Genomic DNA, 22,057 nt, shown 5'->3' on the forward strand with positions numbered 1-22,057 from the left:
GGGCGTACCCGATGCCGGGGAGCGCCACCGACGGCGCCGCTCCGGCCCCGCTGGCTCACGCGGGCTGCAGCAGGTCCCAGCGGTTGCCGTACAGGTCCTCGAAGACCGCCACCGAGCCGTAGACCTCGTGCCGCGGCTCCTCCAGGAAGGTGACCCCGGCGGCTCGCATGCGCTCGTGGTCGCCCGCGAAGTCCTCGGTGTGCAGGAAGAAGCCGACCCGGCCGCCGGTCTGCGCCCCGACGCTCCCGCGCTGCGCCTCGTCCTTGGCGCGGGCCAGGAGCAGCCCCGTCCCCGCCGGCCCGCCGCGCGGGCGCACGACCACCCAGCGGGAGCCGTCGCCCCGGTCGGTGTCCTCCACCAGTTCGAAGCCCAGGGCGTCGCGGTAGAAGGTGAGGGCTTCGTCGTAGTCGGTGACGACCAGGGTGACGAGGGCGATATGTGACATGTCATACCTCAATGTGACGTGTGACGGTAGGGCGTGAAGTTGTACGTGACACTAACGCTCCCGCCGCCCGCGCCAGCACAATGACCGGCATGGACACGAGTGACCTCGCCGCCCTGACGGCACGTGCCCGGCTTCTCGCCGTGCCCGGCCGCCGGCGCATCCTCGGGATCGTCGGCCCGCCGGGGGCCGGCAAGTCCACGCTGGCCGCCCGGCTCGTCGACGCACTCGACGGGCTGGCCGTCCTCGTCCCCATGGACGGTTTCCACCTGGCCGGGGCCGAACTGGACCGGCTCGGCCGCGCCGACCGCAAGGGCGCCCCCGACACCTTCGACGCCGCCGGGTACGCGGCCCTCCTGCGGCGGCTTCGCGACCCCGGTGAGCCGGGACCCGTCTACGCGCCCGCCTTCGACCGTGCGCTGGAGGAGCCGGTCGCCGGTTCCGTGCCCGTACCGCCGGACATCCCACTTGTCGTCACCGAGGGGAACTATCTCCTGCACGACGAGGGGCCCTGGGCTCCGGTGCGCGGGCTGCTCGACGAGACGTGGTACCTGGACGTGGACCCTGGCCTGCGGGTCCGCCGGCTCGTCGACCGGCATGTGCGCTTCGGCAAGTCCCGCCCGTACGCGGAGCGCTGGGTGACCGGTTCCGACGAGCCGAACGCCCGCCTCGTCGAGCGGGGCCGCGCCCGAGCCGACCTCGTGGTGCGTCCACCAGACCCCACCCGCTGACGGACCGCACCCGCTGACACACCCCCCTGACCGTCCCCACCCCTGACCGGCCGGGTTTCTCCTTCCCGTTCGCGTGGGCGCGCCCGTGCGGGCAGGATGCTGAGTGCCGTGTCGCGCCGCCAGGAGGTCCGCATGTCCAGCCCGAACCAGCCCGTGCCGTTCACCGCCGACGACTACCGGGCGCGTATGGCCCGCGCCGTCGAGTCCGCAGCCGATGCGGGACTCGCGGGCCTTCTCGTCGCCCCGGGCCCCGACCTCGTCTACCTCACCGGCTACCAGCCGACCGCGATCACCGAGCGCCTCACCGTCCTCGTCCTCGCCGCGGGCCAGGACCCGATCCTCGTCGTCCCGACCCTGGAGGCACCGGACGCCGAGCGCGCCGTCGGCGCCCCGGCGCTCACGCTGCGCGACTGGACGGACGGGAAGGACCCCTACGCGGTCACCGCACCGCTGCTGGACGCCGCGGGACGGTTCGGGATCAGCGACAACGCCTGGGCGATGCACCTCCTCGGGCTCCAGCAGCTGCTGCCCGGAACGTCGTACGCCTCGCTGACCGAGGCCCTGCCCATGCTCCGGGCGGTGAAGGACGCCCATGAGCTGGAGCGGCTCACGGCCGCCGGAGCCGCCGCGGACGCCACGTACGAAGAGATCCTGAAGGTGCGTTTCTCCGGCCGCAAGGAGACCGACGTGGCCGCCGACCTGGCGGCGCTCCTGACCCGGTTCGGTCATTCCCAGGTCGACTTCACCGTCGTCGGCTCCGGCCCCAACGGCGCCAACCCGCACCACGAGGCGGGCGAGCGCGTCATCGAGCGGGGCGACATGGTGGTGCTCGACTTCGGCGGCCTCAAGCACGGGTACGGCTCCGACACCTCCCGTACGGTCCACGTCGGCGAGCCCACCGCCGAGGAGCAGCGTGTGCACGACATCGTCCGCGAGGCCCAGGAGGCGGGCTGCCGTGCGGTCGCGCCCGGCGTCGCCTGCCAGGAGATCGACCGGGCGGCGCGCGCGGTCATCACCGAATTCGGCTACGGCGAGCGGTTCATCCACCGCACGGGTCACGGCATCGGCGTCACCACCCACGAACCGCCGTACATGATCGAGGGTGAGGAGCAGCCGCTGGTGCCCGGCATGTGCTTCTCCGTGGAGCCTGGCATCTACCTCCCGGGGCGCTTCGGTGTCCGTATCGAGGACATCGTGACGGTCACCGAGGACGGCGGGCGCAGGCTGAACACCACCCCGCGCGAGATGGCGATCGTCGAGTAGCGGGCAGCGGGCAGCGGGCAGCGGTCAGCAGGCAGCGAGCTGCGGGGCGGCGCCAACGGCCCCGCACACGTCAGTCGTCGGCGAGCACCACGCACGACTCCGGCGGCAGATGCAGCAGCCCGTCCGCGCCCGGTGCCTCGACCGGTTCCCAGGCCGCCAGCACCCGGCCGCCGCCGCTGCGGTGCCGGCCGCCGCCCAGCGGGATGGTGGCCGGTTTCCCGGAGAGGTTGACCGCGACCCGCAGATCCCCCCTGCGGTACGCGAGCCAGCGGGCGGACTCGTCGAACGCGGTCTTCACCGTCGCCAGGTCCGGGTCGCGCAGGTCGGGCATCACGCGGCGCAGCGCGATCAGTTCGCGGTACCAGGCGAGCATGCGGGTGTGCGGCTCGCGTTCCGGTTCGCTCCAGTCCAGGCAGGATCGGTCCCGGGTCGCCGGGTCCTGCGGATCGGGAATCTCCTCTTCCGCCCAGCCGTGCGCCCCGAACTCGCGCCGCCTGCCGTTGCGCACGGCCTCCGCCAGTTGCGGATCGGTGTGGTCGGTGAAGAACTGCCACGGGGTGCGGGCGCCCCACTCCTCGCCCATGAAGAGCATCGGGGTGAACGGGCCCGTGAGGACCAGGGCGGCCGTGCACGCCTGGAGGCCGGGGGAGAGGGAGGCGGCGAGCCGGTCGCCGAGGGCCCGGTTGCCGATCTGGTCGTGGGTCTGCGCGTAGCCGACGAAGCGGTGGGCGGCGGTCCGGGTGATGTCGACCGGGCGGCCGTGCGTGCGGCCACGGAAGCTGGAGTACGTACCGTTGTGGAAGAAGGCGCTGGTCACGGTCTTGGAAAGGGCCGCGAGGGGGGCGGCGGCGAAGTCGGCGTAGTAGCCCTGGGACTCGTCGGTGAGCGCGGTGTGCAGGGAGTGATGGAAGTCGTCGTTCCACTGGGCGTGCAGCCCGAGGCCCCCGCTCTCGCGCGGCGCCGTCGTGCGCGGGTCGCAGAGATCGGACTCCGCGATGAGCGAGAGCGGCCTGCCGGTGTCCGCCGCGAGGGTGTCGACGGCCGTGGAGAGTTCCTCCAGGAACGTGAGCGCCCGGCTGTCGGCGAGGGCGTGCACCGCGTCGAGCCGCAGCCCGTCGAGACGGTAGTCGCGCAGCCAGGCGAGCGCGCTGCCCAGCAGATACGCCCGCACCTCGTCCGATCCCGGTGCGTCCAGGTTGACGGCGGAGCCCCACGGAGTGTGGTGGGTGTCGGTGAAGTAGGGGCCGAACGCGGGGAGGTAGTTGCCGGACGGGCCCAGGTGGTTGTGCACCACGTCCAGGAGGACGCCGAGGCCCAGGCCGTGTGCCGCGTCGACGAAGCGTTTCAGCCCGGCCGGGCCGCCGTACGGCTCGTGCACGGCCCACAGCGACACCCCCTCGTACCCCCAGCCGTTGGTACCGGGGAAGGGGCAGACGGGCATGAGCGAGACATGGGTGATGCCCAGCTCGGCGAGGTGGCCGAGCCGTTCGGCGGCGGCGTCGAAGGTGCCCGCCGGGGTGTACGTACCGATGTGCAGCTCGTACAGGACGGCGCCGGGCAGTCCGCGCCCCGGCCACTCGTTGCGCCAGACGTACGCGTTCTGGTCGAACACGGCGCTCTCGCCGTCGGGGCCGTCCGGCTGGCGGCGCGAGCGCGGATCGGGGTGCACGGGCCCGCCGTCCACCGAGAAGCCGTAGCGGTCCCCGTCGGCGGCCTCCGCCAGGGCGGTCCACCAGCCGGGCCGCGTCGCGTCGCGTTCCATCGACTGCGTACCGTCGGCCGTCCGGAGCCCGACCGTCTCCGCGTCGGGTGCCCACACCTCGAACTGCATGCGCCACTCCTCGTCCGTGAACCGGATGCCCCGGCGAAGGGCCCGCCCGTTCTGGCGATCAGGGTCTGCCCCAGATCATTGCCCTGACGGCCTTCGCTCATACGTAGCAAGGCCGGGCGGCGGTGGAAGGTCCCTCGTGCGGCTGGTACCCGGACCGGGGCCGGCGCGGTGACACCGCGCCGGCTTCGGCGCCCGGTCGTCGGGGACCCGGGCCGGACGAGACGCCCGGCCCGATCCGAACGACAGGGCCGAGGTCGTGTCCGCAACGTCTCGTCCGGCCGGCCTTCTGGTGGACGACGACACGTTGCGACACTCCCTAGACCAGGTGGATGCGCTCCTGCGTCACGGGATGGCCGGCCCGCGCGAACGCGGCGGCCATCGGCACGTTCCCCTGGTCGGTCGCGCCCGTGATGAACTCGGCGCCCTCGGCGACCAGGAAGTGCGTGCACTCCACGAGCAGGTCGTAGCCGTAGCCGTGCCCGCGTGCCTCCGGTACGACGCCGATGAAGCCGATGCACGGACCCGAGGGGTTGTGGGCGGGTACATGGAGCCCGGCCAGCTCACCGTCCGGCGTGTACGCCAGCTGCCACCAGGAACGCGGCGAGGGACACCAGTTGAAGAAGTCCAGCTCCTCCTGGGCCGCCGCCTCCAGGCCCCCGGGGCCCTCGATGGCCCGCCGGGCGTGCGCGTCCAGCGTGGCGGAGTGGACCCGGCGCAGGACGTCGAGGATCACCGCGTCGTCCGGCTCCGGGCGGAACGTCAGACGGCCGGGACGCTCGGGAAGGCCGCAGTCCGGCGTCCACAGGTAGCGGTACCGCTCGACGAGCGGCTTCATGCCCGCCGCCGTGGCGGCGGCGATGCGGGCCTCTGCCGCCGCGCGGACCTCGGGGACCTCCCGCCAGTTCGCGGGCAGGATCAGCTCGTACTCGGCGTACAGCGAGGAGCGGCGCAGCAGTTCGGCGCCCGCCTCGTCCTCGCCCTCGGCGAAGTCGAACCAGTTGAGCAGGACGGGTTCGGTGTCGTCGGGCCCCGACCACCAGGCGGCCCGGGCGACGACGGTGTCGTCGCGCAGGGCGATCCAGGTCCACTCGGGCCGGTACTCCCCGCCGTCGCGGACCGTGCCGTAGCGGTGTCCGAAAGCGGCGCGGCCGACGAGGTCGTCGTCGTGCAGGGAATCGAAGAGATGGGCGTCGCTCTGGGTGAGCGCGCGAATGACCAGATCGGTCATGGAAGTGTCCTCCGGGACGAAGCGTGTGCGCTCCTCGTCAGACGGAGTCCGACACCGCCCTGCGGGCGGGACGGGAGCGCGGGATCGAAGTGGTACGGGGGGTGGTGCTTGTGCTGGTACGCACTCTTCTCGCCTCCTTCCTCGACCGGGGCCGTCGACTTCGTGGCTCACCGTATACGTGGCCCGGCCGGGCCGTCCACGGGTTTTCGCGAGGTTCCGTGAACGGCCCGTCGGCGGGCTCCGGGGCGGTCAGCCCCAGACCATGTTGAACGCGCGCTCGAAGTTCACGTACCCCAGGCGCTCGAAGGACTTCGCCATCGGGACGTTGCCGAGGTCGGTCGCCGCCCTGATCCGGTCCACGCCCTGTTCGACGAGCACCCGGGTGCCCTCGGCGAGGATGTCGTCGATGTAGCCCTTGCCGCGGTGGGCGGGGAGTACGCCGATGTACGCGATGATCGGGTGGTAGTTGTTGCGCGCCGGAATCACGAATCCGACCGGCTCACCGTCGGGCAGCTCCGCGATCCGCCACCACTCCTGCGGCGTCGAATAGCCCGCGAACTCCTCGTCGTAGTGCTTCTCGGCGGCCTCGCGGGCACCGATGCCGGTCGCCAGGTCGGCCTGGCCGTGGGCGTCGAGGGTGCCCTCCATCACCGGGGTCATCAGCGCGACCAGGTCCTCGCGCCCGGTGACCGGACGGAACACCAGACGGCCCGGGTCGGCCGGAACCGGCGTACCCTCGCGCCACTCCAGGCGCAGCCGCTCGACCAGCATCCGGGCGCCGGTCTCCTCCATGACGCGTATCCGGGCCTCGACGACCTCGCGGGCCGCCGGGTCCTCTCGCCAGTCGGGCGGAATGAACCGGCCGTACTCGGGCCGCTCGACGTCGGCGGGCACGACGGCGGCCATGGCCGTCTCCAGCAGCCGCACGCCGATCTCCTGGCGCTCCTGCGCGGGCAGGGTGTCGTCCAGGTCGAAGAAGTCCAGCGCGAGAGGGGCGCCGCCGTCCTTCGACGTCCACCAGGCCACCCGGGCCACGACCTGCTCGCCCCGCAGGGCGACCCACATCCACTCGGGGCGGCGGCGGCCGGTGGCGAGGTCGTCCGCCAGCTCGTGGTCGAGAACGTAGGAAAGACGGCAGAAGAGACCGAGCTCGTCCGGGCCGCTGAGCGGACGGATGGTCAGTTCCAGTGGTGCTACGGGCACAAAGTCTCCTTGAGAGGGAGGGCCGTCCGCGTTCTCGCGCACGGCCCGCGGCGCAGACGCTAGCAAGCCGGGGACCGCGCAGGTCAGCAGGGCGGAAAGCAGAGTTCTTCTGGACACCTCGGCCCGGTCGGACCGACAATCAGGAATGTGACGTCCTCCTTCGAGTTCCACACGTATCCCGCGCGGCTCTCCGACGCCCAGCGCGACCGTGTTCTCGGTGTGCTCAGAGAGGGTGCGGCGCAGGGCAAGCTCTCGCACGACACGTTCATGCGACGCATGGATCTGGCCCTCACCGCCCGGCGGGCCGAGGAGCTGGACGCACTCACCTGCGATCTGGAGACCGGCGGGGGCTGGTCGCGCGGCCTGTTCCGTGCCGTCGGCGGTGTGTCGGCCTTCTCCGTACGGCTGCGCAGGGCCTGGCAGTCCGAGCGGCTGCCGAAGCTCCTGCTGCCCGTACCGGGCCCGCGCCCCCTGCTCATCGGCCGCGACCCGGGGAACGGACTGCGGCTCAGCCACGAGACCGTCTCCCGGATGCACGCCGAACTCACCGCGCACGGAAGCCGGTGGATCCTGCGCGACCTCGGCTCGACGAACGGCACCTGCGTCAACGGCCAGCGGGTCACCGGCTCGGTCCCGGTGTGCGACGGGGACCAGGTGAGCTTCGGACGCATGAGCTTCCGGCTCACCGCACCCGCGCGCAAGCCGCTTGCCTGACCGCTGACATGCCCGGCTCCCCCTCGGGGGAAAGCGCCCGGGGGGTGGGTGGGGACAGCCATAGAGCCACTGGGCGGGCAGCCCCAATGACCACCGACTTCCCGGACGGGACGCTGATCGACGACAGATACAGCGTCCAAGGGGAGGTGCCCGCATGACGGGCAGAAAGCCGGTCACGGTTCGCATCGCACGCTGGTGTGCGACCCATCCGTGGCGAGCCGTCGTCGGGTGGCTCGTCTTCGTCGTCGTGTGCGTCGGCGCGGGCACGGCGGTGGGCACCAACAAGGCCACGTTCGAGGACTTCTGGGTCGGTGAGGCGGGACGCGCGGAGCAGCTCGCCGCCGGGAGCGGGCTCACCCCCGAACCCGTCGAGCAGATCCTCATCACCGGGAAGGGCGCGGCCCCGGCCGGCGGCACGGCCGGTTCGGCCGACGCCCGCTCCGCCGCGCAGGACATCACGGTACGGATGAGGGAGCTGCCCGCCGTCGTCTCGGTCGCCGCTCCCCGCGCCGCCCGCGACGGCTCGGCCCTCATGGTCGCGGTCACCCTGCGGGGCGACAAGGAGACCGCGAAGGAGGACGTCGACACCCTGCTCGCGCAGACGGCCGAGGCCCGGCGCGCGCACGAGGGGCTGCGGATCGAGGAGACGGGCAGCGCCTCCATCTCCAACGGGGTCAACGACAAGCAGGGGAAGGACCTCCAGCGGACCGAGGCGATCAGCCTTCCGGTGACGTTCGTGATCCTCTTCGTGGTGTTCGGGGCCGTGCTCGCCGCCGGAATCCCGGTGCTGCTCGCGCTCTCCGCGTTCGCCGGAGCGGTCGGTCTGTACGGACTCGCGACCTGGGTCACGCCCGACGCGGGCGGCGCCGCCCTCAGCGTGATCTTCATGATCGGTATGGCCGTCGGGGTCGACTACTCCCTCTTCTACCTGAAGCGGGCCCGCGAGGAGAGGGAGCGGTCAGGGGGCACCATCAGCCATGCCGCCGCGGTCGAACTAGCCGCGGCGACCTCGGGGCGCGCGGTGGTCGACTCCGGCATCGCGGTCGTGCTGGCGCTCGGCGGCCTCTACCTGATGGACGACGTGATCTTCTCGTCCATCGCCTCCGGCGCGATCCTCGTGACGCTGGTCGCGGTCGCCGGGTCGCTGACCGTGCTGCCCGCACTGCTCACCAAGCTGGGGCGCCGCCTCGACAGCCGGGCGACCCGGCGCGGCACGGCCACGGACCGGCGGGGACGCCCGGCGGGCGGCAGCCGGACGTGGGCGGCGATGCTGCGCCCCGTGATGCGCCGGCCGCTGGCCACCCTGCTGATCGGTTCGGCGCTGACGGCCGCGCTCGCCCTGCCCGTGCTCGGCATGAAGATGGGTACCGAGGGCAAGGAGACCTTCCCCGACAGCGTCCCCTCGGTCGCCGCCTACGGCAGGCTCGTCGAGGCGTTCCCGTCCGAGGGGCCCGCGCACCTCGTCGTCGTACGGGGCGCCGAACCCGCTGCCGCGCTGCGGAAGTTGGCCGAACGGGTGGCCGGTGAACCGCTCTTCGCCCATGACCGCGAACCGCGGCCGACCACGTCCGAGGACGGGCGCACCGCCCTGCTGCGGCTGCCCGTCCCGTACGCCCAGAACTCGCAGGAGGCCACCCGCTCCCTGGAGCTGCTGCGCACCGAGCTGATCCCGGAGACGGTCGGGAGGACCGCGGGCTCCGAGGCCGTGGTCAGCGGGGAGATCGCGGGCGGTGTGGACTACGCGGAACACCAGCGGGGCCGGCTGCCGTGGGTGATTCTCTTCGTCTCGCTGACGACGCTCGGGATCATGTTCGCCGCGTTCAGGTCCGCCGCCCTCGCGCTGCTCGGCGTGGCCCTCAACCTGGCGGCGGTGATGGTGTCCTGGGGTGTGCTGACCCTGGTCTTCCAGGGAACCTGGGCGGACGGGCCGCTCGGTTTCGAATCGCTGGGCTTCGTCGGATCACGCACCCCGCTGCTGGTGTTCGCGATCCTGGTCGGCCTCTCCACCGACTACCAGATCTTCGTGGTGAGCCGGATCAGGGAAGCCGTACGGCGCGGAGTGCCGACCCGGCAGGCCGTCGTCGAGGGGATCGCCGGCTCGGCCGGTGTCGTCACCAGCGCGGCCGTGATCATGGTGTCGGTCTTCGCCAGCTTCCTCTTCATCGACCGGGTGGAGATGAAGCAGATCGCGGTGGGGCTGACCGTGGCGGTGCTCTTCGACGCCGTGGTCCTGCGGGCACTGATCCTGCCGTCCGCCCTGGCCCTGCTCGGTGACCGCTGCTGGTGGCCGGACCGTCCGGCGCCGAGGGACGTGAGCGACGGCCCGCACCGGGATCGGCCGGGCGGCCACCGGCACGGGGACCACGCCGTCACCGGCCACGGAAGCGGCGCCCCGAAGGACTGACACGGGGCGGTGGGGGGAAGCGGCTGCCCGTGCGGCAGCCGCTTCCGCCGTCACCCGAACGGCCGCACGCCCGCTGCGGCCGGGGCCCGGCAGTGGTCGGCTGGGGGCACACGCGTCGGACGGCGACGCTCGCACTCGGGGGGTACGGATGCAGATCGGCCCACCCGCGGAGCCCCCCGGCACCGACAGTTCCCGGTTGCGGCCGGCGGCCGGCTCCCGCACCCGGGCGGGTGCGGCGGGACCCAGCGTCCTGATGCCCGGCGCGGACCGGGACCCTTACCGGCTGCACCTCTACCGCCGGCTGCGCGAGGACCACCCGCTGACGTACGACGCGGGCCTCGGCGCCTGGCTGCTCAGCCGGTACGCCGACGTCGCCGCCGCACTCACCGATCCCCGGTTCGCCGGATACCCGTACGAGGGCGCGCCCCGCGGCGGCCCCGCGCCCCTCGGACTCTGCGGCGGCAGCCTCGCCTGCGGACCACTGCCCCGCGGCGCCCGGCACCGGCCCGCCGCGGAACCGGCGCACCGCAGCGCCGTGGAGCGGACCGCCTACGTCCTGGCGCGCCGGATAGCCGACCGGCAACAGGCCGATCTCGTCGCGGAGTTCTGCCACTGGCTGCCGTTCGCCGGCGCCCTCACCGTGGCCGGGCTCTCCTGCGACGGGCCCGCCGGACCGTCCCGCGAGACGCTTCCCGTCCGGACGGCCCACGCCTCGGCGGCCACCTGCACCGTGCACACCGCCCTCCGTGAGACCGCACTCGCCTCGTTCCTCGCCAACGTGGTGGACGAGCCCTGCCTCCTGGCGGTCCTCGGCACCGACCCGGACCTGATCGCGGGCGCCTGGACGGAGACCCTGCGCCGCGACCCTCCCGTACAGATAGTCCTGCGCCGCACGCTGACGGACGTCCCGGTCAGCGGCGGCGTCCTCCCGGCCGGGGCACCCGTCGCCTGTCTGATCGGCGCGGCGGGCCGTGACCCGGACCGCTTCGCGGCACCCGACCGCTTCGACCCCTTCAGGCCCGACCCGGGCCGGCTCACCACCGGCCCGGCCCACTGCCCGGCCGTACTCCTCGGCCGGCTCGAAGCCGAACACGGGCTGCACGCCCTGCTCGACGCCATGCCCGGCATCCGCTGGGCGGAGGGGTTCCGCCCCACCGCCACCGGGCTCCTCACCCGAGGTCCGCGGACCCTTCTCGTACGGCCCTTCTGAGCAGTGCCACCGGCCGCTCGGCGAACAGCTCGGCCACCGCGACCTCCGGTCCCGCGAACTCCCGTCCGGGCGACAGCAGATCGTGCCACGGCCCCTCGTCCGGCAGGGCCAGCACCGTGCCGCGCCAGCCGCCCTCCTCCGCGAGGCGCAGGGACAGCCGGGTCACCGCGGTGACCGCCTCGCCCGACCGGGCGAAGGCCAGGCAGTGGGCCGCCGCCGGGCCGCGCGCCGCCAGCGGGGTGTACGTCCCCGACTCCCCGAACAGCTCCGGCCGCTCACGCCGCAGGCCGAGCGCCGCGACCGTGACCGCCGTCTTCTCGTCCGCCTCGCGGTCGGGCTCCCGGAACGGCCTGCGGTTGTCCGGGTCGACCAGGGCGACGTACTCCCGCTCCGTGCCCTGGTACAGATCCGGCACGCCCGGCATCGTCAGCTGCACCAGGGCCGCGCCCAGCACATTGGCCCGCACCTGGGGACCGAGCGTGGCCGCGAACCGCGTCAGCAGCGCGTGTGAGGGCCCCGCTCCGCTGCCGGGCCCGGCGGCGACGAAGTCCGTCACCGCCCGCTCGTACGCCGGATCGGGTTCGGTCCAGCTGGTGAACAGACCGGCCTCCCGTACGGCCTTGAGCAGCGCGGGTTCCAGCCGCGCGGCCAGCTCTCCGGGCGGCAGACCCGCGCAGCCGTACGCGGACTGCCACGCCTGCCAGGCGAGCTGCGGATCGGGGGCAGCCGCCGAGGTGGCCCGGGTCAGCTGCGCCACCAGGGACGACCACTGCTCGGGGCACTCCGAGAGCACCGCGATCCGGGCCCGCACGTCCGCGCTCCGCTTGGTGTCGTGCGTGGTCAGCACCGTGCCCGTGGCGGGCCAGTCACGGGCGATGCGGGTGCAGAACGCGTGGAACTCCTCCGGAGCGACCGCGGGAAGGCCGGGATCGCCGCCCACCTCGGTCGCCGAGATCAGCGGTACGTAGCGGTAGAAGGCGGTGTCCTCGACCGACTTGGCGTGCAGCGCGGACGCCGTCTGTGCGAACCGGGCGCAGAACGCCGTCTGCGCGTCGCCCTCGCCGAGCCGTCCGAGCGCCAGCTCCCGCACCACGTCGACGGCCGTCGCCTCCTCGGGCACGGAGAACACCGCCTTCGCGTCCCGTACCGCCTCGGCCGGAAGCGCCGACTCCGCGAGCTCCGTGACCGGGCCGCCCGCGGTGACGTACGGCCGGTAGACCGGAATCCGGACGAGCAGTTCGGTGACGGCAGCGCGCAGCGCCCAGGGGGCGTGGTCGCGCAGGGCGGGGTCCTGGGCGCAGACCTCGGTGGCGAGCCGGGTCAGCCACCGCGTCTCGGCAGCCAGTTCGTGGTTCACCACGCGGTACGCGGCCCGGCGCACCGTCGCCGTCCAGTAGCCCCCGCGGTCGCCGGGCGGTCCGGCGAAGTCCCGGTACCTGCCGAGCAGGTCCGCCGCGCCCGTCGGATCGGTGAAGAGGCCGTCGATCCGGTGGAGCGCGTCGTACCCCGTCGTACCGGCGACCGCCCAGCCCGCGGGCAGTGCTTCGGAGCCGGTGAGGATCTTCTCCACCACCGTCCACGCGCCGCCGGTCGCCGCGCTCAGCCGCTCCAGGTAGGCGGCGGGTTCCGCCAGCCCGTCCGGGTGGTCGATCCGCAGCCCGTCGACGACGCCGTCGCGCAGGAGTTCGAGGATCTTGCCGTGGGTGGCGTCGAAGACCTCGGGGTGTTCCACGCGCACCCCGATCAGTTCGGAGATGGTGAAGAACCGCCGGTAGTTCAGCTCGGTGCGGGCGAGGCGCCACCAGGCGAGCCGGTAGTGCTGGGCGTCCAGCAGCTCGGGCAGCGGCAGGCCGGCCGTCCCCTCGCGCAGGGGGAACTCCTGGGTTCCGTAGCGCAGCACCGGCGCGCCGGAGCCCTCCGCGGTGCCGGTCGCGAAGGTGCCGATCTCGTCGCCGAGCGGCCCCGCGAGCACGGGCAGCAGGACCTTGCCGTCGCCGGCCGTCCAGTCGATGTCGAACCACCGCGCGTACGGGGACGCCTGTCCCTCGCGCAGCACCTCCCACAGCTGCCGGTTGTGGCGGGGCGCGGCGGCCATGTGGTTGGGCACGATGTCCAGGATCAGTCCGAGGCCGTACTCCCGGGCGGTGGCGGACAGCTGCCGCAGCCCGGCCTCGCCGCCCAGCTCGGCGCGTACGCGGCTGTGGTCGACGACGTCGTAGCCGTGCCGTGAGCCGGGTACCGCCTCCAGGACGGGCGACAGATGCAGATGGGAGACACCGAGCGCGGCGAGATACGGCACTGCCTTACCGGCAGCGGAGAAGGGGAAGTCCGGTTGGAGCTGGAGCCGGTACGTGGCGGTGGGCGTCATGAACACGTAAGTACCCACCGGAGGGCCGTCTGTGTCACGGCCCTCACGGAAGGACCCCCTCCGGCGGCATCGGATTCACCCGCCGGAGGGGCCCGTTTCGCTAGGCCGGGCGCTTCAGCACCGTCAGACTCCGCCCGATCAGCGTGACGCGCTCGCCCGCCGAGACCTTCGGCCCGGTGCCCGGCGGCACCCCGTCCGGGCGGGCCGTGTCGACCACGATCTGCCACTGCCGACCGTGGTTCACCGGAACGGCGAATTCGAGGGTGTCGGCGCTGGCGTTGAACATCAGCAGGAACGAATCGTCGGAGATCCGCTCGCCACGCGGACCCGGCTCCGAGATCGCGTGCCCGTTCAGGAAGACCGTCAGGGCCTTGGCATGCGCGGCCTGCCAGTCCCGCTGGGCCATCTCCTTGCCCTCCGGTGTGAACCACGCGATGTCGGAGAGCTCGTCGTGCGTACCCTCCACCGGCCTCCCGTGGAAGAACCGGCGGCGCCTGAAGACCGGGTGGTCGCGGCGCAGCCACACCATGGCCCGGGTGAACTCCAGCAGACCGGTGTCCGCGCCCGGGCCGTTACCGGCCTCGTCCTCGTCCTCCTCGTCCTCCGCCGCGCGGGCGGCTGCGGGATCGGGCCAGTGGACCCACGCCAGTTCGTTGTCCTGGCAGTAGGCGTTGTTGTTGCCGTGCTGCGTACGGGCGAACTCGTCCCCGTGGCTCAGCATCGGTACACCCTGGGACAGCATCAGCGTGGCGATGAAGTTGCGCATCTGGCGGTTGCGCAGCTCCAGTACCTCCTTGTCCTCGGTGTCGCCCTCGGCCCCGCAGTTCCAGGACCGGTTGTGGCTCTCGCCGTCCCGGTTTCCCTCGCCGTTGGCCTCGTTGCGCTTGTCGTTGTACGAGACCAGGTCGTGCAGGGTGAAGCCGTCGTGGCAGGTGGTGAAGTTGATCGAGGCGAGCGGGCGCCGTCCGTCGTCCTGGTACAGGTCGGACGAGCCCGTCAGCCGCCCGGCGAACTCGGCCAGCGTCCGGGGTTCGCCCCGCCACAGGTCCCTCACCGTGTCGCGGTACTTGCCGTTCCACTCGGTCCACAGCGGCGGGAAGTTCCCGACCTGGTAACCGCCCTCGCCGACGTCCCAGGGCTCGGCGATCAGCTTCACCTGGCTGACCACGGGGTCCTGCTGCACCAGGTCGAAGAACGACGACAGCCGGTCCACCTCGTGGAACTGGCGTGCCAGCGTCGCCGCGAGATCGAAGCGGAACCCGTCGACGTGCATCTCGGTCACCCAGTACCGCAGCGAGTCCATGATCAGCTGCAGGACGTGCGGCGACCGCATGAGCAGGGAGTTCCCGGTACCGGTGGTGTCCATGTAGTACCGCTGGTCGTCGGCCAGCCGGTAGTACGAGGCGTTGTCCAGGCCCCGGAAGGAGAGCGTCGGTCCGAGGTGGTTGCCCTCGGCGGTGTGGTTGTAGACCACGTCGAGGATCACCTCGATGCCCGCCTTGTGCAGGGCCCGGACGGCCTGCTTGAACTCCAGTACCTGTTCGCCGCGGTCGCCCCAGGAGGCGTACGCGTTGTGCGGGGCGAAGAAACCGATGGTGTTGTAGCCCCAGTAGTTCGCGAGGCCCGCGTCCGCCAGACGATGGTCCTGGACGAACTGGTGCACCGGCATCAGCTCGATCGCCGTCACACCCAGCTCCGTCAGATGGGCGATCACCTCCGGGTGGGCCAGCCCCGCGTACGTACCGCGCAGTTCTTCCGGCAGCCCCGGGTGCAGCATCGTCAGGCCCTTCACATGGGCCTCGTAGATCACGGTGCGGTGGTAGTCCGTACGGGGCGGCCGGTCGTCGCCCCAGTCGAAGTACGGGTTGACCACGACCGAGCTCATGGTGTGCGGAGCGGAGTCCAGGTCGTTGCGGGCGTCGGGCCGGCCGAACGGATAGCCGTACACCGCCTCGCCCCACTCGATCTTCCCGGAGACCGCCCGCGCGTACGGGTCGAGCAGCAGCTTCGCCGAATTGCAGCGCTGTCCGCGCTGCGGCTCGTAGGGTCCGTGCACCCGGAAGCCGTACCGCTGACCCGGCATCACTCCGGGCAGGTAGGCATGCCGGACGAAGGCATCGGTCTCGCGGAGTTCCACCGCCGTTTCGGAACCGTCGTCGTGCAGGAGGCACAACTCGATTCGGTTGGCGGCCTCCGAGAAGACCGCGAAGTTGGTGCCGGCGCCGTCGTACGTGGCACCGAGGGGATACGCCTGTCCCGGCCAGACCTGCATAGATATGACTCTTCCACTTCTGATCCGGGTGGTGCGGGGTCTTCCTCCCGATACTCCCCGAAAGTAGGGCGTGCGCCTAGCACGTCGGCCGGTGCTGTCAACATCGGACTCTTCGGTACCGCTCCGGACAGGAATCCGTGCGCCCCGTGCGCCGGACCGTGCGCCGGGTGGTCCGGGGCGGGGTGCCTAATCACTATGAATCGGCTCACTCCACCCGATCTCGCCGAAGGGAACAGGCTTGATTCACATAGCAGTTGGGAAAGCAGCCTGCCCATCGGGCTGCACCGGCTCACCCTCGCGGAGTACCCTTCCTTGATCGTTGGTGGGGGAGTGGAAGGCGGTACGCGGGTGAGCTCGGGAGGTTTCGAGCTGCCCCCAGGTGACCCAGGTCACGAGGGGGAATCGACCGATGCCCCGCCGGGGGCGGTATCCCTTGCACAGCCCATGGAGATAGGCGCGGAGCTGGACTGGGGAGCGGATGCCTGGAGCGAGGTGCGTACGCGCGCCCAGCGGGCCGGCCGGGCCTACATCTGGCTGAATCTGGTCGAACAGAGGCTGCGCGCCGTGGTCGCCGCGGTGCTCCGGCCCATCTACGAGCCCGTGCACGGCGAGGACTGGGTGGTGGCCGCCGCGGGGCCGGCCGGGCAGGAGTGGGTGCAGCGCGCCGTCGCGGTCCGCGAGGTCTCGCGCCGCAAGGGCTATCTGCTCGACCCGGCCGACGACAACGTCCTCAGCTTCCTGACGCTCCCGCAGCTGCGGGAACTGATGGTCCAGCACTGGCCCTGCTTCGAGCCCTACTTCGACGACCGCCGCGACGTGGAGCTGGCGCTCGACGAGCTGGAGGTGGCGCGCAACGTGGTCTCCCGCAACCGCGCGCTGAACGAGGCGGTCCTCGCCCAGGCCGAACGGGCCTCCGCACGCCTTCTGGAGATCCTCGGCAGCGGGGCGGCGGTCCCGTCCGCCGACCGGCTGCCGGTGGACGCCGTCGAGGAGCTGGTCGGCGACCGGTACGCCGACGTGGTCTCCGTCCACCCCGACCGGGTACGGCTCCAGCGCCAGCTGCCCGCCGAGGACCTGTTCGGCGGCGCGCGGCGCCTCGACGCGATCGGCATAGGGCTCAACCTGCTCGTACAGAACTTCTCCGGCCGCCGGCTGGTCAGGCTCGCCGAATCGGGCTGCCGGGTCCGGCTGCTCTTCATCAACCCGGCGAGCAGTGCGGTCAAGCGCCGGGAGCGGGAACTGGGGCTCAAGAAGGGCGAGCTGAGCCGGGCGGTGGAGATGAACATCCTCCACATGCGCCGGGTCCGCTCCAAGCTCCGCGATCCGGGGGCCTTCCAGATCCAGGTCTTCGACGAGACCCCGCGCTTCACCGCGTATCTCGTGGACGGCGACGGTCCCGACGCGGTCGGGGTCGTCCAGCCGTATCTGCGGCGCGCGCGTGGCATGGAGGCGCCCGTGCTCGTGCTGCGGGGCGGAGGCCGCGCGGTGGTCCGGGCGGGCCAGGACAGCGAGCACGGGCTCTTCGAGATCTACCGCGAGGAGTTCGAGTCGGTCTGGACGGACTCCCGGCCGGTGTCCTGAGCCGTTCCGTTCCGCGGCCTTCGGGGCCACCGCCCCGAAGCGTTGTCAGTGGTGCGTGCGATGGTGGTCGTCATTCGGGGGAGAGCACCACGTAGGAGGTACGGGATGGGCTGGCACAGGGAGCCACTGGTCGGCTTCGACCTGGAGACGACGGGTACGGAGCCGCTGGAGGCGCGGATCGTGACCGCGGCGGTCGTCGAGGCGGACGGCCGCGACGGCGAGCCGCTGCGCCAGCGCACCTGGCTGGCCGACCCGGGCGTCCTGATCCCCGCGCAGGCTTCGGCGATCCACGGCATCAGCAGCGAGCGGGCGGCGGCGGAGGGCCGGCCGGTGCGCGAGGTGGCGGACGAGATCGCCGAGACCCTCGTGGACTACTGGCGCCGGGGCGTGCCGGTCGTCGCGTACAACGCCGCGTTCGATCTGACCCTGCTGACGGCCGAGTTGCGGCGCCACGGGCTGCCGTCGCTGAGCGACCGGCTCGGCGGGGCCGGGATCGGCCCGGTCGTCGACCCGTACACCATCGACCGTGCCGTCGACCGCTACCGCAAGGGGAAGCGCACGCTGGAGGCGGTCTGTGTCGAGTACGGGGTGGTGCACGGGGGCGCCCACGACGCGGGCGCGGACGCGCTCGCCGCGGTGCGCGTGGCGTACGCGATAGCCGGGCGGCACGGCTCGGTCGCCGCGCTGACCCCCGCCGAACTTCACGAGCGTCAGATCGGCTGGTACGCGGAGTGGGCGGCCGGCTTCCAGCAGTTCCTGCGCCGCAAGGGCACGGCCGACGCGGTGATCGACGGCCGCTGGCCCCTGCGCGAGCCGGCGCCGGTGGCGGGCTGAGCGTCGGTCCGCCCGGAACGGCCTCGTATCCGGGCCACATACACACCGTCAAAGACCCCAAAAGGGGCAAATGCCGCCTCGCGGCGTAGATTCACTCCCGTTGGATGGGCGATGCGGCAGATTCCGGCCGCCTCCTGACGGGACCCGTGGCACCCTCCCCCTGTCTGTCGGCCGTCCTTCCCAGTTCCTGGACCACGCCGCACGACGAGGGAAGACATGAGCCACGCCGACACCGGGACCGACGCGGCCCCGGGAGTCCCGACCGCGGCCAAGCTGACGCTGCTGACCCTGACCATGATGGTGGTCGGCTCGATGGTCGGCGCCGGAGTGTTCTCGCTGCCGCGCCGCTTCGCGCAGGAGACCGGTGTCGCGGGCGCCCTCATCGCCTGGGCCATCGCGGGCACCGGCATGCTGATGCTCGCCTTCGTCTTCCAGGCGCTCGCGATCCGCCGGCCCCGGCTCGACGCCGGTGTGTACGCCTACGCCAAGGCCGGATTCGGTGAGTACCTCGGCTTCTTCGCCGCGTTCGGGTACTGGGCGAGCGCCTGCGTCGGCAACGTGACCTACTGGGTCCTCATCATGTCGACGGTCGGGGCGATCTGGCCCGCGCTCGGCGACGGCGACACCGTGCTCGCGGCGGCGCTGTCCTCGGTGGGGCTCTGGTGCTTCTACCTCCTCATCCGCCGGGGCATCAAGGAGGCCGCGGCGATCAACCGGATCGTGACGGTCGCCAAGATCGTCCCGATTCTGGTCTTCGTCCTCCTCGCGCTCTTCTCCTTCGACGCCGACGTCTTCGCCGACAACTGGGCCGGCGCGGACTACGCCGGCTCCCTGTTCGACCAGGTGCGCGGCACGATGCTGGCCACGGTGTTCGTCTTCCTCGGTGTCGAGGGCGCCAGCGTCTACTCGCGCCACGCCAAACGCCGGGAGGACGTCGGGAAGGCGACGATCCTGGGCTTCCTCAGCGTCTTCTCCGTCTTCGCCTCGGTCACGATCGTCTCGTACGGGGTCATGCCGATGGGTGAGATGGCCGAGCTGCGGCAGCCGTCCATGGCCGCCGTCCTGGAATTCGCGGTCGGCACCTGGGGCAGTGTCTTCGTCAGCGTCGGCCTGATCGTCTCCGTCCTCGGGGCGTACCTCGCCTGGACGCTGATGGCCGCGGAGGTGCTGTTCGTCGCGGCCAAGGACGACGACATGCCCCGGTTCCTGCGCCGCTCCACCGCCGCCGACGTTCCCGTGCCCGCGCTCCTGATGACGACGGTGCTGACACAGGTCGTGCTGGTCATCACGCTGTTCTCCGACGACGCGTTCAACTTCGCGCTCGATCTGACCAGCGCCCTGACGCTGATCCCGTTCCTGCTCGCCGCGGGCTACTCGCTCAAGATCATGCTGAGGCCGGAGGAGGGCGACGCGGCCGACGGCCGCAGGCGCGACCTCACCGTGAGCGTCGTCGCGACGCTCTACACCGCGTTCCTGCTGTACGCGGCCGGCCTGAAGTTCGTCCTCGTGTCCTTCATCGTCTACGCCCCGGCGACGATTCTCTTCGTCATGGCCAGGCGGGAGCAGGGCAAGCAGCTGTTCTCCCCGGGCGAGCTGGTCATCCTCGCCGTGTCGGTCGCCGGCGCGGTCCTGGGCGTCGCGGCGCTCGCCGTCGGCTGGATCAGCCTCTGACGACCGACCGACCGACCGACCGACCGATCGACCGACCGGCGGGCTGGACCTACTGACCGGCCGCCGGCCGCGCCACCACCCGAGTCCACTCCGGAAAGGCACACCGTGACAAGCCTCGACACCACCGCCACCACACCGTACGGCGTCCACTCGGAGGTCGGCCGGCTCCGCAAGGTCCTTGTCTGCGAGCCCGGGATGGCCCACCGCCGTCTCACCCCCACCAACGCCGACGATCTGCTCTTCGACGACGTCATGTGGGTCGAGAACGCCCAGCGCGACCACGCGGACTTCGTGAACAAGCTCCGGCACAGGGGCGTCGAGGTCGTCGAGCTGCACGACCTCCTCGCCCGGACCATGGCGATCCCCGAGGCGCGGAACTGGCTCCTCGACCGCAAGATCACCGCCAACGAGGTCGGCATCGGACTCCTCGACGACACCCGCGCCTTCCTGGAGACTCTCACCCCGCGCCAGCTGGCCGAGCATCTGATCGGCGGCCTCGCCACCGCCGACCTGCCGGACGAGTTCCGCTCCGGATACGTGGCGCTCGCCCGGGAGTCCACCGGAGTCCGCGAATACCTCATGCCGCCGCTGCCGAACACGCTCTACACCCGGGACACGACCTGCTGGCTGTACGGCGGTGTGACCCTCAACCCGCTGTACTGGCCCGCCCGGCGCGACGAGACACTCCTGATGAAGGCGGTCTACCTCTTCCACCCCGACTTCATGGACGCCACCGTGTGGTGGGGCGATCCGGAGCGGGACTGGGGCCAGGCCACCTTCGAGGGCGGCGACATCATGCCGGTGGGCAACGGCGTCGTCCTCATGGGCATGAGCGAACGCACCTCGCGACAGGCCATCACCCAGGTCGCCCGGTCGCTGTTCGCGAACGGGGCGGCCGAGCACGTCATCGTCGCGGGCATGCCGAAGCTGCGGTCCGCGATGCATCTCGACACCGTGTTCACCTTCGCCGACCGCGACATCGTCACGCTCTACCCGGCGATCATGGACGCCGTCCACACCTTCTCGCTGCGTCCGGGCGACAAGGCCCCCGGTATCGAGATCACCGACGAGGGGTCACGGGCCTTCGTCGACGTGGTCGCCAAGGCGCTCGGACTGCCGGAGCTCCGGATCATCGAGACGGGCGGCGACGTGTACGCCTCCGAGCGCCAGCAGTGGGACAGCGGCAACAACGCCGTCGCGCTGGAGCCCGGCGTGGTCTTCACGTACGACCGCAACACCCAGACCAACACCCTCCTGCGCAAGGCCGGTGTGGAGGTCATCACCATCGTCGGCGCCGAACTGGGCCGCGGTCGCGGCGGCGGGCACTGCATGACCTGCCCGCTGGTCCGCGACGCGGTGATCTTCTAGGACCTGTCGCCCAGGTCCTCAGAACGGGTACCAGCGCACCTCGGGGTCGCCCTCGCGGAGCGACGCCACACGCCGGCGGAACTCCACGAGCGCCTTCTCGTTGGCCGGGGCGTGCTGCGCGACCCAGGCGCAACTCGCCGTCTCCCGGGCGCCGCGCAGGACCGCGCAGCCGTCCCACTCCCGGACGTCCCAGCCGTACGCCGCGGTGAACGCGTCGTACGCCGGGGCGGGCAGGCCGTACCGGTCGCGCGAGAGGGCCAGGACCACCAGGTCGTGTTCCCGGAGATCCGACGAGACCGTCTCCAGGTCGACCAGGACCGGTCCGTCCGGGCCGATGTGGACATTGCGGGGGAGCGCGTCGCCGTGGATCGGGCCCGGCGGCAGATGCGGGGTGAGGGCGGCGGCCGTCGCCGCGAAGTCGTCGCGGCGCTCGCGCAGGAAGCGGGCGTCCTCCGGGTCGATCGCGTCGCCCGCCAGCGTCAGCCAGCGCTCGACACCGCCGAGCAGCTCGCGTCGCGGCAGCGTGAAACCCTCGGGCGCGCCCAGCGCGTGCACACGGGTCAGCAACGGAGCCAGATCCCGCGGCTCGGCGGGCCGTACGGCGGGCGGGAGCCGGTGCCACAGCGTCACCGGGTGACCGTCGACGAGCCGTACCCCGGGCTCGGCGGCGCGTACGGCGGGGACGCCGGAGGCGGCGAACCACTGGGCGACGGCCAGTTCGCGTTCGGCCCGTTCCCGCAGCTCCGGGTGGCGGGCGGCGTCCCGGCCGACCTTGACCACCAGGTCGCCGACGGCGAACACGGCGTTCTCGCCCAGCGCGATCAGTTCCGCGTCGCCGTGCAGTCCGGCCGCGCTCAGTACCTCGCGCGCACGCATCTCGTTCATGGTCCCGATTTTCGCATCCCCGCAGGCCACCTTGACGAACGGACGGCCCGTC

The 22,057-nt window shown here is 72.1% G+C and carries 16 protein-coding genes; 9 read left to right on the top strand and 7 right to left on the bottom strand.

What is annotated here, in order from left to right:
• Window positions 1–55 precede the first annotated feature (55 nt).
• Window positions 56–445 (bottom strand): VOC family protein, encoded by a 390-nt coding sequence (locus OG230_RS28185; protein WP_328906530.1) that lies wholly within the window; start codon window positions 443–445, stop codon window positions 56–58.
• A gap of 89 nt (window positions 446–534) precedes the next feature.
• On the opposite strand from OG230_RS28185, the gene OG230_RS28190 reads away from it, so the two are divergent.
• Together OG230_RS28190 and OG230_RS28195 are read left to right on the top strand one after the other, a co-directional pair.
• Window positions 535–1,173 carry a nucleoside/nucleotide kinase family protein gene (locus OG230_RS28190; RefSeq protein ID WP_328906531.1) on the top strand — a complete coding sequence of 213 codons (639 nt, stop codon included), beginning with the start codon at window positions 535–537 and terminating at the stop codon, window positions 1,171–1,173.
• A 132-nt stretch (window positions 1,174–1,305) separates the two neighbouring features.
• Entirely contained in the window at window positions 1,306–2,436 is a 1,131-nt protein-coding gene (locus OG230_RS28195; protein ID WP_328906532.1) for a M24 family metallopeptidase, read from the top strand.
• 70 nt (window positions 2,437–2,506) lie between these two features.
• Here the strand turns inward: OG230_RS28195 and treZ are convergent, their stop codons facing one another.
• The 3 genes from treZ to OG230_RS28210 form a co-directional block, all read right to left on the bottom strand.
• Window positions 2,507–4,267: a malto-oligosyltrehalose trehalohydrolase gene (treZ, locus tag OG230_RS28200; RefSeq protein ID WP_328906533.1), complete on the bottom strand. Its 1,761-nt coding sequence runs from the start codon at window positions 4,265–4,267 to the stop codon at window positions 2,507–2,509.
• Window positions 4,268–4,583: 316 nt separating this feature from the next.
• Window positions 4,584–5,495: a GNAT family N-acetyltransferase gene (locus tag OG230_RS28205; RefSeq protein ID WP_328906534.1), complete on the bottom strand. Its 912-nt coding sequence runs from the start codon at window positions 5,493–5,495 to the stop codon at window positions 4,584–4,586.
• Between the two features lie 249 nt (window positions 5,496–5,744).
• A complete protein-coding gene (locus OG230_RS28210; protein WP_328906535.1) occupies window positions 5,745–6,698 on the bottom strand; it encodes a GNAT family N-acetyltransferase in 954 nt (317 codons plus the stop codon).
• 147 nt (window positions 6,699–6,845) lie between these two features.
• Here OG230_RS28210 and OG230_RS28215 point away from each other — a divergent pair, with 147 nt between their 5' ends.
• The 3 genes from OG230_RS28215 to OG230_RS28225 all read left to right on the top strand — a co-directional run bounded on the left by OG230_RS28215 (window position 6,846) and on the right by OG230_RS28225 (window position 11,026).
• Window positions 6,846–7,412, top strand: coding sequence for a DUF1707 and FHA domain-containing protein (locus OG230_RS28215; protein WP_328906536.1), 567 nt, complete (start codon window positions 6,846–6,848; stop codon window positions 7,410–7,412).
• A gap of 154 nt (window positions 7,413–7,566) precedes the next feature.
• Window positions 7,567–9,816 (top strand): MMPL family transporter, encoded by a 2,250-nt coding sequence (locus OG230_RS28220; protein WP_328906537.1) that lies wholly within the window; start codon window positions 7,567–7,569, stop codon window positions 9,814–9,816.
• 148 nt (window positions 9,817–9,964) lie between these two features.
• Window positions 9,965–11,026: a cytochrome P450 gene (locus OG230_RS28225; protein WP_328906538.1), complete on the top strand. Its 1,062-nt coding sequence runs from the start codon at window positions 9,965–9,967 to the stop codon at window positions 11,024–11,026.
• Here OG230_RS28225 and treY read toward each other — a convergent pair.
• Window positions 10,986–13,394 (bottom strand): malto-oligosyltrehalose synthase, encoded by a 2,409-nt coding sequence (gene treY, locus OG230_RS28230; protein ID WP_328906539.1) that lies wholly within the window; start codon window positions 13,392–13,394, stop codon window positions 10,986–10,988. The genes OG230_RS28225 and treY overlap by 41 nt on opposite strands.
• A gap of 100 nt (window positions 13,395–13,494) precedes the next feature.
• A complete protein-coding gene (glgX, locus tag OG230_RS28235; RefSeq protein ID WP_328906540.1) occupies window positions 13,495–15,666 on the bottom strand; it encodes a glycogen debranching protein GlgX in 2,172 nt (723 codons plus the stop codon).
• A 348-nt stretch (window positions 15,667–16,014) separates the two neighbouring features.
• On the opposite strand from glgX, the gene OG230_RS28240 reads away from it, so the two are divergent.
• The 4 genes from OG230_RS28240 to OG230_RS28255 all read left to right on the top strand — a co-directional run bounded on the left by OG230_RS28240 (window position 16,015) and on the right by OG230_RS28255 (window position 21,120).
• Window positions 16,015–17,247 (top strand): SAV2148 family HEPN domain-containing protein, encoded by a 1,233-nt coding sequence (locus tag OG230_RS28240; protein WP_328906541.1) that lies wholly within the window; start codon window positions 16,015–16,017, stop codon window positions 17,245–17,247.
• 105 nt (window positions 17,248–17,352) lie between these two features.
• On the top strand, window positions 17,353–18,081 hold the full coding sequence (locus OG230_RS28245; RefSeq protein ID WP_328906542.1) for a 3'-5' exonuclease: 729 nt from the start codon (window positions 17,353–17,355) through the stop codon (window positions 18,079–18,081).
• 216 nt (window positions 18,082–18,297) lie between these two features.
• Entirely contained in the window at window positions 18,298–19,752 is a 1,455-nt protein-coding gene (locus OG230_RS28250) for a basic amino acid/polyamine antiporter (protein ID WP_328906543.1), read from the top strand.
• Between the two features lie 105 nt (window positions 19,753–19,857).
• Window positions 19,858–21,120 (top strand): arginine deiminase, encoded by a 1,263-nt coding sequence (locus OG230_RS28255; RefSeq protein ID WP_328906544.1) that lies wholly within the window; start codon window positions 19,858–19,860, stop codon window positions 21,118–21,120.
• An 18-nt stretch (window positions 21,121–21,138) separates the two neighbouring features.
• On the opposite strand, the gene OG230_RS28260 is transcribed toward OG230_RS28255, so the two are convergent.
• Complete coding sequence (locus OG230_RS28260; RefSeq protein WP_328906545.1) at window positions 21,139–22,005, bottom strand: phosphotransferase enzyme family protein; 867 nt, start codon at window positions 22,003–22,005, stop codon at window positions 21,139–21,141.
• Between the last annotated feature and the right edge of the window lie 52 nt (window positions 22,006–22,057).

Source organism: Streptomyces sp. NBC_00234 (genome assembly GCF_036195325.1).
GTDB lineage: Bacteria > Actinomycetota > Actinomycetes > Streptomycetales > Streptomycetaceae > Streptomyces.

What these genes read in the sequence shown, in the direction of transcription:
- OG230_RS28225 (WP_328906538.1), top strand. Translation starts at nt 9,965, where the DNA reads ATGCAGATCGGCCCACCCGCGGAGCCCCCCGGCACCGACAGTTCCCGG.
- OG230_RS28220 (WP_328906537.1), top strand. Translation starts at nt 7,567, where the DNA reads ATGACGGGCAGAAAGCCGGTCACGGTTCGCATCGCACGCTGGTGTGCG.
- OG230_RS28260 (WP_328906545.1), bottom strand. Translation starts at nt 22,005, where the DNA reads ATGAACGAGATGCGTGCGCGCGAGGTACTGAGCGCGGCCGGACTGCAC.
- OG230_RS28205 (WP_328906534.1), bottom strand. Translation starts at nt 5,495, where the DNA reads ATGACCGATCTGGTCATTCGCGCGCTCACCCAGAGCGACGCCCATCTC.
- OG230_RS28185 (WP_328906530.1), bottom strand. Translation starts at nt 445, where the DNA reads ATGTCACATATCGCCCTCGTCACCCTGGTCGTCACCGACTACGACGAA.
- OG230_RS28250 (WP_328906543.1), top strand. Translation starts at nt 18,298, where the DNA reads ATGAGCCACGCCGACACCGGGACCGACGCGGCCCCGGGAGTCCCGACC.
- treY (WP_328906539.1), bottom strand. Translation starts at nt 13,394, where the DNA reads ATGACGCCCACCGCCACGTACCGGCTCCAGCTCCAACCGGACTTCCCC.
- glgX (WP_328906540.1), bottom strand. Translation starts at nt 15,666, where the DNA reads ATGCAGGTCTGGCCGGGACAGGCGTATCCCCTCGGTGCCACGTACGAC.
- OG230_RS28245 (WP_328906542.1), top strand. Translation starts at nt 17,353, where the DNA reads ATGGGCTGGCACAGGGAGCCACTGGTCGGCTTCGACCTGGAGACGACG.
- treZ (WP_328906533.1), bottom strand. Translation starts at nt 4,267, where the DNA reads ATGCAGTTCGAGGTGTGGGCACCCGACGCGGAGACGGTCGGGCTCCGG.
- OG230_RS28195 (WP_328906532.1), top strand. Translation starts at nt 1,306, where the DNA reads ATGTCCAGCCCGAACCAGCCCGTGCCGTTCACCGCCGACGACTACCGG.
- OG230_RS28190 (WP_328906531.1), top strand. Translation starts at nt 535, where the DNA reads ATGGACACGAGTGACCTCGCCGCCCTGACGGCACGTGCCCGGCTTCTC.